Genomic DNA, 14,951 nt, shown 5'->3' with positions numbered 1-14,951 from the left:
CCACACACAGAAAGCGAGTCCCCCATGGACATCGGAGTCTTCATCCCGATCGGCAGCAACGGCTGGCTCATCTCCACCACCTCGCCGCAGTACAAGCCCTCGTTCGACCTCAACCTCGAGATCGTGCAGAAGGCCGAGTCGTACGGCTTCGACTTCGCCCTGTCGATGATCAAGCTGCGCGGCTTCGGCGGCCCGAGCGGGTTCTGGGACGAGAACCTCGAGTCCTTCACCCTGATGGCCGGCCTCGCTGCCCGGACGGAGCGCATCCGCCTGTTCGCCACCACGGCCGTCCTCACGATCCCGCCGGCGATCGCCGCACGCATGGCCGCCACGGTCGACTCGATCTCGCACGGCCGCTTCGGGCTGAACCTCGTCGCCGGGTGGCAGAAGGCGGAGTACGACCAGATGGGGCTCTGGCCGGGCGACGAGGTGCACTTCAAGCGTCGGTACGCGTACCAGACCGAGTACATGCAGGTCATGAAGGAGCTGTGGGAGGACGGCGTCAGCAACTTCCAGGGCGAGTACTTCCAGATGGACGACTGCCGGATGCTGCCGAAGCCGACGTCGCACATCCCGATCGTCTCGGCCGGGCAGTCCTCGCAGGGCATGGCGTTCGCCGCGGAGTACTCGGACTACAACTTCTCGATGGGCGTCGGCGTGAACACCCCGACCGCGTACGCCGAGCAGAACGAGGCGCTCCTCGCCGCGCGGGAGAAGACCGGGCGGGACGTCGGCTCCTACGTGCTGTTCATGGTCATCGCCGACGAGACCGACGAGGCCGCGCAGGAGAAGTGGCAGCGGTACAGCGACGGCGTGGACGTCGAGGCCATCGCCTGGATGACCGGGCAGGCGCTCACCGACACGAACGGCGAGGACGGCAACACCGCGAAGCGGATCTCGCTGCCGGAGGGTGCCGTGAACATGAACATGGGCACGCTCGTCGGCTCCTACGAGCACGTCGCGGCGATGCTCGACGAGGCCGCCGACGTCGCGGGCACCAAGGGCATCATGCTCGTGTTCGACGACTTCCTGCAGGGCATGGACGACTTCGGCACCCGCATCCAGCCGCTCATGCGCACCCGCGAGGGCGTCGTGTCGTCGGCGCCCGCCGTCACCCCGAGCGCGGTCACCGCATGACGGCCGGCAGCACGGCGCCGACCCTCGAGGTCGCGGTCGTCCAGGCCGGGCAGATCTCCGCCGACGGCGACGCCGCGCTCGACGGCCTCATCGCGCTGTTCGAGCAGGCCGCCGAGGGCGCCGACCTCGTCGTCTTCCCCGAGCTCACCACCACGCCCTACTTCTGCGGCGTCCGGAACGACAGCCGCAAGGCCTGGGCGCAGCCCGTGCCCGGTCCGGCGACGGCGCGGTTCGCCGAGGCCGCGCGACGACTCGGCACGGCGGTCGTCTTCGGCCTCTACGAGGACGCCGGCGACGCGCAGTACAACAGCGCGGTGCTCATCGACGCCGACGGCACCCTCGTCCACGGCACCGACGTGCACGGCGACCGCGTGCCGGCGTACCGGAAGACGTCGATCCCGACGAACGCGATCTCCGACGTCGACGAGAAGCACTACTTCGCGCCGGGCTCGGGGCCGGTCGTGTTCGACGCGCTCGGCACCCGCTTCGGCATGCTCATCTGCTACGACCGGAGCTTCCCCGAGTACTGGCTCGCGTCACGGGCCGCGGGTGCCGAGGTGATGCTCGTACTCGTCTCCTCGATGGGGTTCCGCGAGACGCTCTTCACGCAGGAGCTGCAGGTGCGCGCCCTCGAGACGCAGACCTGGGTCGTCGCCCCGAACCGCGGCGGCGAGGAGACCGTGGACGGCAAGACCGTGAGCTACTTCGGCCGCTCGTCGGTCGTGTCGCCCCGCGGCGAGCTCGTGGTCTCCGCCCCGGCGCACGAGGCCGGCCCGATCGTCCGGGCGACGCTCGACGTCGCCGAGGTGGCCGCGGCACGCGACGACTTCCCGCTCGGCCGGGACCGGCAGCCCGGGGTGTTCCGCTACCTCGCGGACGCCCACGCCGCGGCGGTGCCGGCGTGACGGACGTGTTCGCCGTCGTGCGCGGGACGATCGCGCCCCAGCTCGAGCAGGCGCTGCACGACAGCCGCGCGAACCCGCTCCCGGCCGCCCCGTCGTCCCTGCCGGCGGAGCCGAGCCACAGCCACGCGCTGTTCGCCCGGCTCCTCGCGGCGACGGTCGACGCGGCACCGGCCCCCGCGGCACCGGCGGTCGCCCTCACTCCGGGGGCGGACTCCACGGCCGCGACGGCGTCCGACCCCGCAGCGGCGAGCGTCACCGAGCTCCTCGCGGCCTACCGCGACGGCTCCACCACCCCCACCGCCGTCGTCGAAGCCCTCGCCCCGCACTGGACGAGCGACGACGTGTGGTCCGACGCCGTCCTCCGCCTGGTCGACGGCGCCGAGCAGGCAGCGGCCGAGTCGACCCGGCGCTGGGCCGCGGGCGAGGCCCGTGCGCTCGAGGGCGTGCCGTTCGCGGTGAAGGACATCATCGACGTCGCGGGGACCGTCGTCACGAGCGGCTCGCTGCAGACCGGGGACCGCGTGGCCCCCGCCGACGCCACCGTGGTCGCACGGCTCCGTGCTGCCGGGGGGATCCCGGTGTTCACGGCCGCGACGACCGAGTTCGCCTGCGGCGGCCCGCACAATGCCCGGTACGGCGCCGTGCGGAACCCGTGGGACCCCGAGCGCTGGACGGGCGGGTCGTCGACCGGCTCCGGTTCCGCCCTCGCCGCACGCATCGTCCCGCTCGCGCTCGGGTCGGACACCGGCGGATCGATCCGGGTGCCGTCGGCGCTGTGCGGGACGACCGGCATCAAGCCGACGTACGGCCTCGTCCCGCGCACGGGCGTCGCGAGCCTGTCGTGGACGCTCGACCACGTCGGACCGATGGCCCGCACCGCCGAGGACCTCGCGCTCGTGCTCGCCGTGATCGCCGGTGGCGACGGGCACGACCCCACGACGCACACCGCGGTCCCGCTCGTCGAGGCGGCGCCGGGACGGATCGCGGGGATGCGCATCGGCGTGCCCCGGGTCTGGTTCACCGAGCGGGTGGACCGTGCGGTGCTCGACGCGCACGCGGCCGCGGTCGACCGGTTCGCGGCACTCGGGGCCGAGATCGTGCCGATCGAGTTCGACGACCTCGAGGCGATCGACGCCGAGTGCTGGACCGTCTTCTACGGCGAACTCGCGGCCAACCAGGAGGCCAACGCCGCCACCGCCGACCTGTTCGACGCCGGCACCCGTGCGCGGTTCGACGTCGCGTTCACACCGACGGCCGCGGACTACCTCCGGTCCCTCCGACGTCGTCCGCTCGTGCAGGCCGCGATGGTCGCACGGATGGACGAGGCCGGGGTCGACGTCGTCCTCACGCCGGGGATCGGTGCCACGGCGCCCCGACTCGACGACCTCACCATGACGGTCGACGGCGTGCCGTACAACCTGCACGACGTGATCCCCCGGAACACCCGGGTCTTCGACTACGTCGGCTTCCCGGCGCTCATGATGCCCGCCGGGACCGCGCCGGACGGTCTGCCGGTCGGCGTGCAGCTCGTCGCACGCCCCTGGGACGACCGACTCGTCCTGTCCGCCGCCGCCGCGTTCCAGGAGGTCACCGACCACCACCACCGGGTGCCGCCGGCATCCGCCACGAGAGGGTCGACCGATCAGTAACCGCACCACGGACGAGGACGGCGCCCGCCGACGCGCGTGGCAGGTGCTCTGCGCGTCGAGCCTGAGCGTCGTCCTCGTCTTCATCTCCTCGAGCGCCCTGCTCGTCGCGCTCCCCGACGTCAGCCGTGACCTCGACGCCTCCGCCCTGCAGTCCAGCTGGGTCCTGCTCAGCTACATGCTCACCACGACGACGCTCATCCTCGTCTTCGGCCGGATCGCAGACCTCGTCGGGCGTCGCCGTCTGTACATCGCCGGCATCCTCGTCTTCCTCCTCGCGTCGCTGGCGTGTGGTGCAGCACCGGACGCCGCCGTCCTGCTCGCCGCCCGACTCGTGCAGGGCGTGGGTGCGGCGGCCATCGTCACGAACACCACGGCGCTCCTCACCGACGTGTTCCCGGAGTCGATCCTGTCGCTCGGCCTCGGGCTGAACGCCACCGTCGCCGCCGTCGGACAGGTCATCGGCCCGGTCGTCGGCGGCCTCGTCGCGGAGTCGTTCGGCTGGCGGTGGATCTTCCTCGCCGGGGTCCCGATCTCGCTCGCGGGGCTCGTCTGGTCGCTGCGACTCATCCCCCGCACCGCCCGACCACGCTCCGGCGAACGCCTCGACGTCCCGGGCTCGGTGCTCTCCGTGGCCGCGGTCGGGCTGCTGGTCGGTGCCGTGTCGGTCGGCGGTTCCGCGGGCTGGGCCGCCGTCCCGGTGGTCGCGATGGCCTCCGGCGCGGTGCTGCTCGGAGCGGTGTTCGTGTGGACCCAGCGCCGGGTCCCGCACCCGCTCGTCGACCCGGCGATCTTCCGCGACCGGGCGACCATCACGCTCTTCTCGGCCGCCGGCCTCTGCGCACTGTCGAGCTACGCCCTCGTGCTCCTGGCGTCCCTGTCGTTCCAGGCCGTCTCGGGCAAGGACGCCGTCGAGGCCGCGCTCTGGGTGCTCCCCACCCCGATCGGCACGACCGTGGCCGCGGCGAGCGCCGGGGTCCTCGCCCGCCGGGTGCCCGCGCGCACGCTCTCCACCATCGGCATGCTGCTCATCGCGGTCGGGGCGGCGGTGCTCGCGGGGTCGCTCGCCGACGACGGTGCCTACGCCGTGACGGCCGTCGGACTCGGTGCCGTCGGGGTCGGCACCGGGGTGTTCATGACGCCGAGCACCTCGGCCCTGATGACCCGCGTCCCGGAGCACCGCCGGGGCATCGCGAACGCCATCCGGTCGGCGCTGCAGAACGCGGGCTTCCTGTTCTCCACGGCGCTCGGTCTGGCGATCGCCACGAGCGGGCTCTCTGCCGCGCAGCAGGCCGCGGCGTACGACGGCAGCCTGCTCGGCCTGCCGGCGACCGACGTCCAGGCCTTCGTCGACGGCGTGCGCACCGCCGCGCTCACGTTCGCCGGGTGCGCGGTCGTCGGCGCGCTCATCGTCGCGTTCGGCCCGTTCGGTCCCCCGGACCGCCAGGCACCGCTCCGACCGGACACGTCCGGCCCGGTGCCCGAGCCGGGGACGAGCGCATGACCGCCACGACGGGCACCGACCGCACGCAGGGGCCGACCGCCGGCCGACGTGCCGGGGTCGCGCCGCGCCTCCAGGCCCCCACCAGCCAGCCCCACGACGGAAGCAGGACCGCATGACCGACGACCACGACGACTACGTCTCGGCCGGCTACACCGGTGCGCTCGAGCCGGGCCGACGGGCGGCGCTCGTCGTCGTCGACCCGGTGAACGCCTACGTCGACCCGGCGTGCGGGCTGTACGCCGGCGTCGAGGAACCCGTCGAACGGATGCGCGAGCTCACGGCCGCGGCCCGGGCGGCCGGCGTGCACGTCGCCGTCACGACCATGGCGCTGTCGGCCGACGGCTCCAACGCGGGGGTGTTCTTCCGGAAGGTGCCGGCCCTCGCGGCGTACCTCCCCGGCACGTCCACCGGCGCGTTCATCGAGGGGCTCGCGCCGGTCGACGGGGACACCCTCGTGCCGAAGCAGTACCCGAGCGCGTTCTTCGGGACCTCGCTGGCCGCCGACCTCGTCGCACGAGGGGTCGACACGCTCTTCATCGCCGGACTCTCGACGAGCGGGTGCATCCGGGCCACCGCGACGGACGCCATGCAGCACGGCTTCGTGCCGATCGTCGTGCGCGAGGCCGTCGGCGACCGGCTGCCGAGCGTGCACGAGGCGAACCTGTTCGACATCCAGGCGAAGATCGGCGAGGTGTGGGGCATCGACCGGGTGCTCGCGCTCTGGAGCGCCGCGTGAGCACCGAGGCCCCGGTCCGCGGACGGCCCCGGAACGCCGCGGTCGACGAGGCCGTGTACACGGCGTGCATCGCGATCCTCGCCGAGGGCGACCCCCGTGCGTTCACGATCAGGGCGGTCGCCGACGCCGCCGGGGTGGGGGCGGCGACGATCTACCGGCGCTGGTCCAGCCGCGACGTGCTCCTCACCGAGACCGTCATCCGCCTGATGGAGGAGTCGATCCCGACGATCCTCGACGCCCCGATCGACGAGGGTGTCCTCGGGCTCACCCGCGGCTGGGTGCACGCGCTCGTCGCGACCCCGGTCGGCCGGGCGCTGCCGCTCATCGTGGAGCTCGCCTCGCACGAGCCCCGGGTGGCCGAGGCGGTCGCCGCGTGGCACCTCGACCGACGGGTCCGGGTGAACGCGATGCTCCAGCGGGCGATGGACGCCGGCGACCTGCGGCCCGACGTCGACCTCGGGATCGCCGTCGACCTGCTCGGCGGTCCGACCTTCTACCGCCGGGTGTTCGTGTCCATCGACATCCAGGCACCCGACTACCCGGTGCGCCTCGCCCGGGAGTTCCTCCGGTGGGCCGGGTGGACCGGCGACACCACGACCGTGGGGGTGGTCTCGTGACCGACGTCGCACCGGACGACCGACTGGACGGCACCGCGGGACGTCGTCCGGTCCCGCCGTGGACGGACATGGCCATCGGCGACGTCACGCCCGGGCACTGGATCGGCTTCAACCGCCGGTCGGACGCCGCCCGGCAGGTGTCCGACCTCATCCGCGCGGACATCGTCGCCGGTCGGTTCACCGGACCGCTGCCGTACGAGTGGGAGCTCCTCGACCTGTACGGCACGACGCGGAACGTCCTGCGCGCGGCGCTGACGCTCCTCAAGGAACAGCGCCTGCTCACCCGGGCACCGCGGTCGGGCACGTTCGGCGTGCGTCCGGTGGCCTCGGTGAGCCTGGCCCGGACCACCGAGGAGGTCACGATCTACGGCGAGAACACCGGCGGCAGCGTGTTCGACTCCCCGCGGCTGAGCATCGTGCACCTGTGCGTCCAGCTCGTGCCCGCGCCCGAGACCGTCCGCCGGAACCTCGAGATGGACGGCAGCGCCGCGTACTTCGTCGAGAGCCTCATCTCGTTCGACGGGGAGCCGAGCCGGGTGCGGACGAGCTGGGTGCCGCAGGAGCGGTTCCCGGACCTCGTGTCGGAGCCGCTCACCGAGTACGTGCCGGACGTGCTCGTGCGGCGGGTCGGGCAGCGGCCGGTCGCTCGTCGACTGCTGCTCAGCACGGTGAACGCCGACCAGTGGAGCGCGGACCTGCTCGACATCGACCCGGGGCAGGCGATCTTCCACATCGAGCGGCTGATGTGCCTGGCCGACGGGACCCCGGTGGAGTACGGGTTCTCGCGGTACCGGGGCGACCGGGCGGTGATCGACTCCCGCATCGTGTGAGCCTCGACGCCGTCAGAGGAGCCCGAACACCGCCTGCGCGCCGAGGCTCGTCCCCGCCACGAGCACCCACAGCGCGATCCCGAGCAGCATCGGTCGGAACCCCGCCCGCCGGAGCGCACCGAAGTCCGTCGAGACCCCGATCGCGGCGAGCGCCACCGTGATGAGGAACGTCGCGGCGGTGGAGAACCCCGGGGCCGCTGCGGCCGGCAGGACCCCGAGGGTGCGGAGGAGCACGACCACGAGGAACCCGATCAGGAACCACGGGACCAACCGGAACACGCGGAACCCGCGGACGCCCCCGGCGCGGCCCGTGACCACGCCGGACGCGACCTGCTCGCGGGAGGTGCGCCGTGCCTCCAGGCCGGCCAGCCCCACGACGATCGGGATGATCATGAGCGTCCGGACCAGCTTCACGACCACCGCCGTGTCGGTCGCCTGCCGACCGTAGACGGTCGCCGTGGCGACCACCGACGAGGTGTCGTTCACCGCGGTGCCGGCGAAGACGCCGAACGCGTGCTGCGAGAGCCCGAGTGCGTGGCCGACGAGGGGGAAGACGAACACGGCGGCGATGTTGCACAGGAAGATCGTCGACATCGCGTAGGCGACGTCCGCGCTGACCGCGCCGATCACGGGCGTGACGGCCGCGATCGCCGAGGCGCCGCAGATCCCCGTCCCGACGCCGATGAGCGTGCGGAGGGCACTCGAGACCCGGAGCAGCCGACCGATCCCCACGCTGCGACGAGGCACACGACGAGGGTCGTCAGCATCACGGGCAGCGTCTCGCCGCCGATGCGGAGCACCTCGGCGATCGAGAGCTGGGCGCCGAGCAGGACGACGGCGAACTGCAGGACCCGGCTCGAGGCGAATTTCACGCCGGGCTGCAGCAGGCCGAGATCGCCGCCCGAGCCCGCACCGGTGCCGTCGTGGTGCCGTCGTCGACGGACGAGCCACCCGACCAGGGCGCCGAGCACGACCGCGGGGACCGGGCCGCCGACGACCGGGACCTCGCGGCCGACGACGGTGGCGGCGAGCCCGATCGCGAGGGCGAGCGCGACGCCCGGCCAGGCGGTGCGGAGGAACGGCATGGCGTCCAGCATGACAGGCCCACGGCGGACGGCGGACGGCAGCCGGCAGCCGGCGTGCGGCGTCGCGGCGTCGCGGCTCAGCCGGCCGGCGGCACCTGCCCCGTCATGACCACGCGCCCGGCAGCGTCGTCCCACCGGAACGTCGCGTCCGCCCGACCGCTCGCGTCCGCAGTCGACTCGTCCGGCTTCGCGTAGCGGTAGGCCACCGCGATCGTCGACGGGTCGGTCCGGCTGATGTCCGGGACGAAGCCGTACTGCTCCTTCGTGGCCGTGCCGAGGTACCGGCCGTCGTGGAAGAGCAGGATCGCGACGGGCGAGCTGCCGGTCGCGAGGTCCAGGCTCACCGTGACCCAGGACAGCGGGGCGCACGCCTCGTACCCGGACGTGTCGGCCCGTGCGGCGTCCCACTTCGCGTCCTCGAGCCCGGCCGGCAGCGGCAGGTCGGCGATCGGCTGGGCGGCGGCCTCGGCACCGCTCGACGGGCCGCACGTCGGCGTGGGGGTCGGAGTCGACGTCGGGGTCGGCTCTCGGCGACCGCTGTCGGCGTGGCGGTCACGGTGCGGGTGGCGGTGGCGGTGGGGTCGGCGGTCGTCCCGCCGCTGCACCCGGTCAGGGCAACGGCCAGGACGGCGGCGAACAGGATCCCCCCGGTGGTGTTCACGGTGCGCATCCGGACAGGTTCCTCCTCGCCCTGCACAGAGTTCTCGGCGTATTCTTGGTTTCGGAAGCAACGACGATTCCGGCCATGCCTCGTCGTGTCGCGTTCCCCGACCTCGACGGGCCCCGACCCGACCAAGAGCCCTCGTGTCCGAACACCTCATCGAGTACGTCGCCCGTGACCGAACGGGCATCACCGCCGTCGTGACGACCACCAGCGTCATCGACGTCGACACCGTGATCAAGCACATCCACGCCGGGCACGCCGGGTACTACGTCGCGGCCGACTCGTGGAAGCGCACGCCGGTGCGGAGCCTGACGTTCCTCGGCGGCGCGTACCTGTTCGCGAACTGGGACGGCTCGAAGCGGAACATGCTGCACGATCTCGCGCTCCGCGCTCCGACCCGGTCCATCGAGACGAAGCCGGTGGCGCGGCGCCCGCGGTTCTCGCGGGTGCTCGACGCGATCCTCGGCCGGCGGCGGTCCCACCGGCACTGACCGCGCCGACGGACGGGAGGCACGGTGCGGGCCCGCCCCGCGCCTCCCGTCCGCCGCCGGTGCGCGAGATCAGTCGTCGTCGCGGCGACGCGACCGCGTCCGCCGGAACCGCTTGCCGGTCTCCTCGTCGACCGCGATGCTGCCCGTCGGCAGGTTCGAGAAGTCGGGCGCGATGACGGTCGGCTCCGGGACACCACCCGGGCCGTCGAGGACGAGGATGTTGCTCGTGCTCGTGAGCGTCCGCCCCCGGAAGAAGTCCGGGGACCGCAGCCACCAGACGACCATCAGCACGACACCGATGAGGATCGCACCGACGCCCACCACGGCGACCGCTCCGATGCCGAGGATCGTGACGTCCTTGCCGTCGTCGCCCTGCAGCCAGTCGGGCTGGGCGAACTGCACGAGTCCGTAGACGAACGTCACCGCGAGCGTCAGGCCGCCGAGCAGCGGGACGAGCCCCCGCATGACGAAGTTCCGCACGGTGTTGAAGAGCGTCCGTCGGTAGACCCAGACGCACGCGAAGCCGGTCAGCCCGTAGTAGAACGCGATCATCAGGCCGACGGAACCGATCAGGGCGGTGAGCAGGTTCGTCGAGATGACGGTGAACAGCACGTAGAAGCCGATCGACGCGATGCCCATCCCGATGGTCGACCAGGTCGGCGTGAGGAAGCGCCGGTGGATCCGGGCGAAGTGCGACGGCAGGGCCTTGTAGACCGCCATCGAGAGCGAGGTCCGGGCGGTCGGCATGATCGTGGTCTGCGTCGAGGCGGACGCCGAGGTGAGGATCGAGAACGACAGCAGGGCCATCGCCGCGTGCCCGAGGAACGAGTTGCCGAAGAGCGCCGGGCCGATCGCCGAGAACACGTCGTCCGCGTTGCCCTGCGCCCCGAGGCCGATGCCCTTCGTCCCGACGCCGGCGAACGCGATCGCCGCGATCGACACGAGGGCGTAGATGACGAGGAGCAGGACCGTGCTGATGACGGCTGCGCGACCGGGGGTCTTCTCGGGGTCCTTCGTCTCCTCGTTGAGCGAGACGGCGGTGTCCCAGCCCCAGTAGATGAAGATCGCCGTGAGCATGGCGGGGGCGATGACCGACCCGAAGTCCATGCCGCTCGGCCACAGCCACGACAGCGACGGCGTGATCGAGCCCTCGACGCCGTTGCCGGTGCCGACCCGCACGAGCGCGACGGCAGCGAACATCACGAGCACGAGCACCTCGATGCCGAGCAGGACGTACTGCAGCCGGGCCGACACCTCGACGCCGACGTAGCAGATGAAGGTCATCACGGCGATCCAGGCCACCCCGGCGACGGTCGACCAGAGCGTGCTGTTCCCGAGGGCGCTGATCGCCGGGTCGTTCGTCAGGACGCCGACGAAGGAGTACCCGTACGAGCCGGCGATCTGGGCGAGGTTCGCCATCACGATGACGTCCGCGGCGATGATCCCCCACCCGCCGAGCCACCCCGTCACGGAACCGAACGCCCGGGTCGCCCAGGTGAACGTCGTGCCGCAGTCGGGGTCCTCGCGGTTGAGCTCCTGGTAGGCCACCGCGATCATCCACATCGGGATGAACGCGAGCAGCATGATCGCCGGGGCCTTCACCCCGGCGAGGAGCGCTCCCCCACTGGCCACGACCAACCCGAGGCTCGCGGCCAGGCTGTAGGCGGGCGCGGTGGACGAGATGCCCATGACGACGCTGCCGACCAGGCCGATGGCCCCCGGTCGCAGTCCCTTCTCCGTGCCGACGGTCTCGGTCGACACCGTCACGACCCGTTCGTCTCGCATGACCACCACGCTCTCTCGATGGCGAGCGACGGAAACCGTCGCCGTCGCTCCACGACTCTGTGGATACGAGCACTGAAACTAGACCTCAGCAACGATTTCCGCACCTGGCTGTGTCAATCTTGATCCAGTCCCGAGAGGAGCACCAGCATGGAGGACGCCGACGTCGTCGTGATCGGTGCGGGCGTGGCGGGGCTCGCGGCCGCACGGTTGCTCGCCGGGGCCGGGCGCCGGGTCGTCGTGCTCGAGGCCCGGGACCGGATCGGCGGTCGGGTCCACACCGACCGGACCGACGGGCACGTGACGGACCTCGGCGCGTCGTGGATCCACGGCGTCGAGGACAACGCCGTGGCCGACGCCGTCGCCGCGTTCGGCCTCCGCACGGTCGAGTTCACCGTCGGCGGGTACCAGGTCGACAGCCGGCCGATCGCGTACCACGGGCCCGACGGTCGTCGGCTCGAGGCCGGTGCAGCCGCCCGGTTCGCCGACGACGTGCGCACGGTCGACCGCGCCCTGGCCGACGAGGTCGAGCGATCGGCGCCGCTCGACAGCTACCGCGACGTGGTCGCCCGGGCCGTCGCGGCGCAGGGCTGGGACGCCGAGCGGGCGGAACGGGTCAGCGAGCACCTCGAGCACCGGAGCGAGGAGCAGTACGGGGTCGCGAGCGACGAGCTCGCCGCGCACGGGCTCGACGACGACACGATCGCGGGCGACGAGGTGGTGTTCCCGGACGGCTACGACGCCCTGCCCGCACACCTCGCCGTGGGGCTCGACGTCCGGCTCGGGCATGCCGTCGAGCGCATCGACCACGGGGACGGCGGGGTGGTGGTCACGAGCAGCCGCGGCCCGTTCCACGCCGAGGCCGTCGTCGTCACGGTGCCCGTCGGGGTGCTGCAGGCCGGTGACCTCGTGATCGAGCCACCGCTGCCCGCACGGCACCGGCAGGCACTCGGACGGCTGCGGATGAACGCCTTCGAGAAGGTCGTCCTGCGGTTCCCGGAGCGGTTCTGGGACGCCGACGTCTACGCGGTCCGGCAGCTCGGTCCGGCCGGACGGTGGTGGCACTCCTGGTACGACCTGACGCGGCTCGACGGGGTGCCGACGCTGCTCACCTTCGCGGCCGGTCCGGCAGCGCGGGCGATCCGGGGCTGGAGCGAGGAGCGGGTCGCGGGCTCGGTGCTCGAGCAGCTCCGGCGACTGTACGGCGACGCCGTGGGGACGCCGACGTCGGTGCTCGTGACGGCGTGGCAGGACGACCCGTTCGCCCGGGGCTCGTACGCGCACATGCTGCCGGGGTCGACGACGAGCGACCACGACGACCTCGCGGTGCCGATCGCGGGGCGCGTGCACCTGGCGGGCGAGGCGACGTGGACCGACGACCCCGCGACCGTGGCCGGCGCGTTGTACTCGGGGCACCGTGCGGCGGTCGCGGTGCTCGGCCACGAGGTGCCGATCGACCGGGTCTGGACGGGCACACCCGCCGGGTGACCTGTGCGAGGATCGTCGAACACGCCGGCACGAGGGGTCCGGCACGAGGGGGAGAGCATGCTCGCGAGCGATGTGGCGAACGCGAAGTTCGCACCGACGAAGTGGCGCGAAGGGTACGACCAGCGCGAGGTCGACGACTTCCTCGACCGGGTCCGGGCGACCCTGGCCGGGTACGAGGCCGGACGTCCGGTCGACCCGCTGACGCCCGAGGACGTCACCCTGGCGCGCTTCCAGCCGACCAAGTTCCGCGAGGGCTACCGCCAGGACGAGGTCGACGACTTCCTCGACCGCGTGGTGGTCGCGCTGCGGCAGCACACCACCCGCCGCTGACCGGCCCCCGTCAGACGCTGACCGGCCCGGTCAGGCGCTGACCGCGCCCGCGGCCTCCCCGATCCGCAGCCCGGTCGCCACGAGCCGCGCGACCGCCGGCGTCTCCCGTCCGACCGGCCACCCGAGCACCGTCGTCGCGAGGGGCGCGTCGAGCACCGGCACCGCGACGTGCTCGGGCCACTGCCAGGCCCGGCTCGAGCGCGGGATCACGAGCAGCGTCCGACCGAGCGCCACGAGCTGCGCCAGCTGCGACTGCGAGTGCACCTCCGGCCCCGGCCCCGGCGGGTAGGTCCAGTCGGAGAGGGGCCACCGCGCCATCGGCAGGTCGGGGACCGACGACACCTCGGCCATCGTGAGGGACCGGCGGTCGGCGAGCGAGTGGGAGGCGGGGACGATCGCGACCTGCGGCTCGGAGTACAGGTCGACCGACTCGATGCCGGCGAAGTCGTCGAACGGCCGGTGCATGACCGCCACGTCCGCCGTGCCGTCGAGGAGGAGTCCCGCCTGCTCGCCGATCTCGCAGAGCACCACGTCGACCGGCACGTCCTCGGGGGCGGCGTCGAGCAGCGCCTGCAGGAACTCGTGCGACGACCCGGCCTTCGTCGCGAGGACGAGCCGCTGCTCCGGTGCCCCCGCGCGTCGGGTCCGCCGGACGGCCGCGCGCACGGCGTCGAGGGCGGCCGGGGCCTCGCGGAGGAGCGCCGACCCCGCGTCGGTCAGGGTCACGCCGCGACGGTCACGGTCGAAGAGCCGGACGCCGATCCGCTCCTCGAGCTGCCGGATCGCCCGCGACAACGGCGGCTGCGCCATCCCGAGCCGGAGCGCCGCGCGGCCGAAGTGGAGTTCCTCGGCGACGGCGACGAAGTACCGGAGCTCGCGCGTCTCGACATCGTCCACGACCGGCAGCCTACGCCGACCGATACCCGGCGAGTATCACCACCCACCCGATCGGTGTTGGACGCGGGAACCGCCCCGGACCGACGATCGAGCACATGGACGACAAGACGACCGCGCTGGTGACCGGCGCGAACAAGGGCATCGGGTACGCGATCGCCGAGCAGCTGGGTGCGACGGGGATGCGCGTGCTCGTCGGGGCACGGAGCGACACCGGCCGCGAGGAAGCAGTGGAACGACTGCGGGCGAGCGGGGTCGACGCCCACGGGGTCCGGCTCGACGTGACGAGTGACGAGAGCGTGGCGGACGCCGCAGCAGAGGTCGAGGAGCGCTTCGGCCGACTCGACGTCCTCGTGAACAACGCCGGGATCTCTGGACCGTTCGACCCGGTGACGTGGACGCAGGACCCGACGACGCTCGACCTCGACGTCGTCCGGCAGGTCGTCGACGTCAACGTCTACGGCGTCGTCCGCGTGACGAACGCGATGCTGCCGCTGCTGCGCCGCTCCCCCGCGCCCCGCATCGTGAACGCGTCGAGCAGCATGGGGTCCCTCGGCCGCGAGCCGGGTCCGGTGATGGCCGCGTACGCCCCGTCGAAGACGTTCCTCAACGGCATCACGACCCAGTACGCGAGGGCGTTCGCGGACACCCCGATCATCGTCAACGCTGCATGCCCGGGGCTCGTCGCGACGGACTTCAACGGCTTCAGCGGCGACCGCTCGGCCGCGCAGGGCGCGGCGACCGCGGTGCGGCTCGCGACGCTGCCGGACGACGGCCCGCGCGGTGGCTTCTTCGAGGACGCGGACGTCGTTCCCTGGTGACCACGGACACGACGGGAGGCC

15 protein-coding genes and 2 pseudogenes are annotated in these 14,951 nt (G+C 72.7%); 12 read left to right on the top strand and 5 right to left on the bottom strand.

Annotation, left to right across the window (positions count from 1 at the left end):
- Positions 1 to 24 precede the first annotated feature (24 nt).
- From rutA to BM028_RS17800, 7 genes are all read left to right on the top strand, one after another.
- Entirely contained in the window at positions 25 to 1,137 is a 1,113-nt protein-coding gene (gene rutA / locus BM028_RS17830; protein ID WP_070418017.1) for a pyrimidine utilization protein A, read from the top strand.
- On the top strand, positions 1,134 to 2,042 hold the full coding sequence (locus BM028_RS17825; protein ID WP_092388497.1) for a carbon-nitrogen hydrolase family protein: 909 nt from the start codon (positions 1,134 to 1,136) through the stop codon (positions 2,040 to 2,042). The genes rutA and BM028_RS17825 overlap by 4 nt, the downstream gene beginning before the upstream one ends.
- A complete protein-coding gene (locus BM028_RS17820; RefSeq protein WP_092388494.1) occupies positions 2,039 to 3,691 on the top strand; it encodes an amidase in 1,653 nt (550 codons plus the stop codon). The genes BM028_RS17825 and BM028_RS17820 overlap by 4 nt, the downstream gene beginning before the upstream one ends.
- Positions 3,692 to 3,734: 43 nt before the next feature.
- Complete coding sequence (locus tag BM028_RS17815; protein WP_070418014.1) at positions 3,735 to 5,192, top strand: MFS transporter; 1,458 nt, start codon at positions 3,735 to 3,737, stop codon at positions 5,190 to 5,192.
- A 112-nt stretch (positions 5,193 to 5,304) separates the two neighbouring features.
- Positions 5,305 to 5,928: an isochorismatase family protein gene (locus BM028_RS17810; protein WP_071295724.1), complete on the top strand. Its 624-nt coding sequence runs from the start codon at positions 5,305 to 5,307 to the stop codon at positions 5,926 to 5,928.
- Positions 5,925 to 6,545: a TetR/AcrR family transcriptional regulator gene (locus BM028_RS17805; RefSeq protein ID WP_070418012.1), complete on the top strand. Its 621-nt coding sequence runs from the start codon at positions 5,925 to 5,927 to the stop codon at positions 6,543 to 6,545. The genes BM028_RS17810 and BM028_RS17805 overlap by 4 nt, the downstream gene beginning before the upstream one ends.
- Entirely contained in the window at positions 6,542 to 7,375 is an 834-nt protein-coding gene (locus BM028_RS17800; protein WP_070418011.1) for a GntR family transcriptional regulator, read from the top strand. Before BM028_RS17805 ends, BM028_RS17800 begins: the two co-directional genes overlap by 4 nt.
- A 12-nt stretch (positions 7,376 to 7,387) precedes the next feature.
- Here BM028_RS17800 and BM028_RS17795 read toward each other — a convergent pair whose 3' ends face one another.
- The 3 genes from BM028_RS17795 to BM028_RS18370 form a co-directional block, all read right to left on the bottom strand.
- Positions 7,388 to 8,107: a YeiH family protein gene (locus tag BM028_RS17795; RefSeq protein WP_254803990.1), complete on the bottom strand. Its 720-nt coding sequence runs from the start codon at positions 8,105 to 8,107 to the stop codon at positions 7,388 to 7,390.
- The gene (locus BM028_RS18830; RefSeq protein WP_254803987.1) at positions 8,002 to 8,460 is read right to left on the bottom strand and encodes a putative sulfate exporter family transporter; all 459 of its coding nucleotides are present in this window, start codon (positions 8,458 to 8,460) and stop codon (positions 8,002 to 8,004) included. Before BM028_RS18830 ends, BM028_RS17795 begins: the two co-directional genes overlap by 106 nt.
- 77 nt (positions 8,461 to 8,537) lie before the next feature.
- Positions 8,538 to 9,065 carry an LppP/LprE family lipoprotein gene (locus BM028_RS18370; RefSeq protein ID WP_139219871.1) on the bottom strand — a complete coding sequence of 176 codons (528 nt, stop codon included), beginning with the start codon at positions 9,063 to 9,065 and terminating at the stop codon, positions 8,538 to 8,540.
- 199 nt (positions 9,066 to 9,264) lie between these two features.
- Between BM028_RS18370 and BM028_RS18365 the strand changes: the two genes are divergently transcribed.
- A complete protein-coding gene (locus BM028_RS18365) occupies positions 9,265 to 9,615 on the top strand; it encodes a hypothetical protein (protein WP_139219870.1) in 351 nt (116 codons plus the stop codon).
- A gap of 69 nt (positions 9,616 to 9,684) precedes the next feature.
- On the opposite strand, the gene BM028_RS17780 is transcribed toward BM028_RS18365, so the two are convergent.
- Positions 9,685 to 11,400, bottom strand: coding sequence for an APC family permease (locus BM028_RS17780; RefSeq protein WP_092388571.1), 1,716 nt, complete (start codon positions 11,398 to 11,400; stop codon positions 9,685 to 9,687).
- A gap of 147 nt (positions 11,401 to 11,547) precedes the next feature.
- Between BM028_RS17780 and BM028_RS17775 the strand changes: the two genes are divergently transcribed.
- The 3 genes and pseudogenes from BM028_RS17775 to BM028_RS18820 form a co-directional block, all read left to right on the top strand.
- Entirely contained in the window at positions 11,548 to 12,885 is a 1,338-nt protein-coding gene (locus BM028_RS17775; protein ID WP_092388485.1) for a flavin monoamine oxidase family protein, read from the top strand.
- A 57-nt stretch (positions 12,886 to 12,942) separates the two neighbouring features.
- Positions 12,943 to 13,038, top strand: a pseudogene (locus BM028_RS18825) (DivIVA domain-containing protein); the annotation flags it as partial.
- 45 nt (positions 13,039 to 13,083) lie between these two features.
- Positions 13,084 to 13,197, top strand: a pseudogene (locus tag BM028_RS18820) (DivIVA domain-containing protein); the annotation flags it as partial.
- 48 nt (positions 13,198 to 13,245) lie between these two features.
- Here the strand turns inward: BM028_RS18820 and BM028_RS17765 are convergent.
- Positions 13,246 to 14,112, bottom strand: coding sequence for a LysR family transcriptional regulator (locus BM028_RS17765; RefSeq protein ID WP_092388482.1), 867 nt, complete (start codon positions 14,110 to 14,112; stop codon positions 13,246 to 13,248).
- A 95-nt stretch (positions 14,113 to 14,207) separates the two neighbouring features.
- Between BM028_RS17765 and BM028_RS17760 the strand changes: the two genes are divergently transcribed.
- Positions 14,208 to 14,930 (top strand): SDR family NAD(P)-dependent oxidoreductase, encoded by a 723-nt coding sequence (locus BM028_RS17760; protein ID WP_092388479.1) that lies wholly within the window; start codon positions 14,208 to 14,210, stop codon positions 14,928 to 14,930.
- Positions 14,931 to 14,951 lie beyond the last annotated feature (21 nt).

The organism is Curtobacterium sp. YR515 (genome assembly GCF_900113095.1).
Taxonomy (GTDB): domain Bacteria; phylum Actinomycetota; class Actinomycetes; order Actinomycetales; family Microbacteriaceae; genus Curtobacterium.
Note: the sequence above shows the minus strand (reverse complement) of the source record. Positions and strands in the feature narration are given on the sequence as shown.